Source organism: Faecalibacter macacae (assembly GCF_003687725.1).
GTDB lineage: Bacteria > Bacteroidota > Bacteroidia > Flavobacteriales > Weeksellaceae > Empedobacter > Empedobacter macacae.
This window is the reverse complement of sequence record NZ_RDOJ01000003.1, coordinates 214-3594: the sequence shown is the minus strand read 5'-3', so window position 1 is coordinate 3594 and position 3381 is coordinate 214. Positions and strand designations below refer to the sequence as shown.

Sequence of the window (3381 nt, the reverse complement as noted above, 5' to 3'; positions counted from 1 at the left end):
GCGAAATATGATTATTCAACATTTCTACCTTTTCTGGAACTATATCTAGCGCAACTACTTCATGATTTTGTGCTAATAACATTGCATTTGATAATCCAACGTAACCTGTTCCGACTATTGTTATTTTCATATTATTATTTGTTGTTTAAATTATCAATTGAGTTTTTAAACTAAATGATAATACTTTTTATACCATTGTACAAAATTAGAAACACCCTTATCAACAGGAAAATTTGGGTGATAATCAAATTGCTCAATCAAATCATCAACATCAGCCCATGTTTGATTTACATCTCCTGGTTGCATCGGATACATTTCCAATTCTGCTTGTAAACCTGATGATTTTTCAATTTCCTTAATAAAATCCATTAATTGTACAGGCTTACTATTTCCTATATTAAACAATTGATAAGTCTTTTCAGATTTCTTATCAATTAATTTTGTAATTCCTTGCACTATATCATCAATATAAGTGAAATCACGAGATAAGTCTCCATGATTAAATACCTTAATCGGACGATTATTAAAAATTGCATCAGTAAATAAATACATCGCCATATCTGGTCTTCCCCAGGGTCCGTATACGGTGAAAAATCGTAGCCCTATCGTTTCAATTTTATATAAATGACTATATGAATGAGCCATTAACTCATTCGCCTTTTTTGTTGCTGCATACAAACTAATTGGATGATCAACATTTTGAGTTGTTGAAAAAGGTACATCTACAGAATTTCCATAAATACTAGAGCTACTTGCATACATCAGTTTTGAAACTTGAAATTGTCTACAACATTCTAATATATTTAAAAAACCAACTAAATTACTTTGTCCATAAGCATGTGGATTTTCAATACTATATCTAACCCCTGCTTGAGCGGCAAGATTTATAACTCGATCAAATTTATATTTATCAAATAAATTTGTCATAAACCCTAAATCTTCTAGATTGGCTCTATAAAAAGTAAAATCTAAAGTTGATGATTTACATTCTTTATGAAAAATTTCTGAATTTACTTTATCAATACCTAATTCATTTAATCTTCCGTATTTTAATTTTGTATCGTAATAATCGTTGATATTATCAAATCCAATAATTCGATGCCCTTTTTCGCATAGTTTTTTACTTAGGTGCATGCCAATAAAGCCAGCAGCTCCTGTAATTAAAATGGTTTCCATAGTGGTTTAGTAGTGGTTAGGTTATTTTATCGATTCGTTACTAGCAACAACTTCTCGAAGTGAGGAACTTGAAAATCTATGACTCCTCTTATTGTAATAAATTTCTATTTTATTGTCTAAACAAAACTGTTTTCCAGTAAAGTCTATATCTCTATATTCTTCACCAATAATGCGGATATCGATAGAAACAGCTCTTAAGATATCATCCAAATCTTGTTCAGTTGTATAAGGAATTATTTCATCAACATATTTACAGCCTTGTAATTGAATATAGCGTTCAACTACTGACTGAGTCGGTTGATTTTTATCTGGATCAATATCTGATGGGTCTGTATTTAAACCAACAATTAAATAATCACATTTTCTTTTAGCTTCTTCAAGCATCATAATATGACCTGCGTGTAATAAATCAAATACACCAAATGTAATTCCTACTTTCATAAAAAGATTTTAATTAGTAACATATAAACAAAAATATAACAAGATGAAGTTAATACAACATTTATTTCAAAAAAAAGAAAAGGAGATATTTCTATCTCCTTCTATATTATACCAAATCTGGTCTTTTCTTTTCTAAATAATTGTAAACATTTTTCACTTCTTGTGAATCTTCTTTTTGTAAGATAAGATTTGCAGTCGGGGTCGAAACAAAAATACAATTAGATAATCCTACAAAGGCTGTATAAACCTCTGATCCAATAATCATGTTTCCATTTCTATCTACCGGATGTCCGCCTGATCTAAAATAATCATATAACGCTTCAAAAGAACCTAAATCATCCCAAGAAAATTTTGCAGGAACAACTTTAATCTTCTTACTTCTTTCCATTACAGCATAATCAATACTATTCGCAGGAATATCTAAAGATAATTTTTCATCCAAATATCCATTCTGGTTAGCGTTCCATGCTATAACTGATTTTTCATAAATTTCAGGTTCAAATTTCTTTAATTCATCTAATAAAACGCCTGCTTTAAAACAAAACATTCCACTATTCCATAAAAAATTTCCTCTTTCAATAAAATCCTGTGCTGTTATATGGTTTGGTTTCTCTCTAAAAGAGATCACTTTATCTCCTTTATGTTCAATATAACCATAACCTGTTTCAGGATGCGTAGGCTCTACACCAAACGTAACAATATAATTTGCATTTGCTAAATCAATTGCTCGCTGAATAGCATCTTCATATTCATCCATTCGTTGAATTAGATGATCAGATGGAGTTATGATTAATACATCATCTTTTTCAACAGCTAAAGCTGCAAAAGCAATTGCTGCTGCAGTATTTCTTGGTAAAGCTTCTGTTATCTTAAGACAAGGAGTATTTAATTTTTCTAATATCTTTTGTGATAAATTTTCATTATCCTTATTTCCAATGACCATCAAATCTGTAGAAATTTTCTGATTTCTCTTAATTGTTAATTCAAACAACGATCTATCATTAAAAATCTCTAAATATTGCTTTGGATGACTCTTACGAGACATCGGCCACAATCTACTTCCAACACCTCCAGATAATACTACATTATATATTTTCATTCTACTCTCTATAAAAGAACTTACAAAATTAAAGAATATATTAATATCATCCATCAATTAACTAAAATATAATTATATAGGGCGTTTCCTCGCTTATATAGTTAAAATCTTTAGTAGATACTAAAGTAAGCAAAGAAAATTTCACTAAATCGATTATTTTCCATCGCTCGGTCGGGCTATCCGTTCCAATCTTTGCTTTTCCATAATTTTTTTAAGTAAAATTAATATCCTATTGTCATTCTATGTTTGTAAAAGAATCTAAGATAAAAAGCAAAGGATTTCCACTACTATCCCTAACGCAATTCATTTTATGCGTTATGCGTTATGCAAAAATAACAAGCCTTGTCACTTCGAGCTTGTCGAGAAGTCTTTTATTTCTATAAACGATTTTAGACAGTTCGAATATTTAAAAAACAAATTATAAAAAACGTCATTCTATGTTTGTAAAAGAATCTAAGATAAAAAGCAAAGGATTTCCACTGCTATCCCTAACGCGTTTTATATTATACGTTATGCAAAAATAACAAGCCTTGTCACTTCGAGCTTGTCGAGAAGTCTTTTATTTCTATAAACGACTTTAGCCAGTTCGAATATTTAAAAAACAAATTAGCTCATTATTCTGTAATTCTAAACAAAGCAACAGCGAACTGAAGAATCATAATCTC

The 3381-nt window shown here is 29.7% G+C and carries 3 protein-coding genes and 1 pseudogene; all 4 read right to left on the bottom strand.

The genetic code is table 11. The features are described 5' to 3' along the window. Positions 1-130 (bottom strand): annotated as a pseudogene (locus EAH69_RS14055) (UDP-glucose 6-dehydrogenase); the annotation flags it as partial. A gap of 35 nt (positions 131-165) precedes the next feature. Beyond that, positions 166-1176 carry an NAD-dependent epimerase/dehydratase family protein gene (locus tag EAH69_RS02570; RefSeq protein WP_121933633.1) on the bottom strand — a complete coding sequence of 337 codons (1011 nt, stop codon included), beginning with the start codon at positions 1174-1176 and terminating at the stop codon, positions 166-168. A 21-nt stretch (positions 1177-1197) separates the two neighbouring features. Next, on the bottom strand, positions 1198-1617 hold the full coding sequence (locus EAH69_RS02565) for an adenylyltransferase/cytidyltransferase family protein (protein ID WP_121933632.1): 420 nt from the start codon (positions 1615-1617) through the stop codon (positions 1198-1200). 106 nt (positions 1618-1723) lie between these two features. Beyond that, positions 1724-2716, bottom strand: a complete 993-nt coding sequence (locus EAH69_RS02560) for a mannose-1-phosphate guanylyltransferase (protein WP_121933631.1) — start codon at positions 2714-2716, stop codon at positions 1724-1726. Positions 2717-3381: the final 665 nt, after the last annotated feature.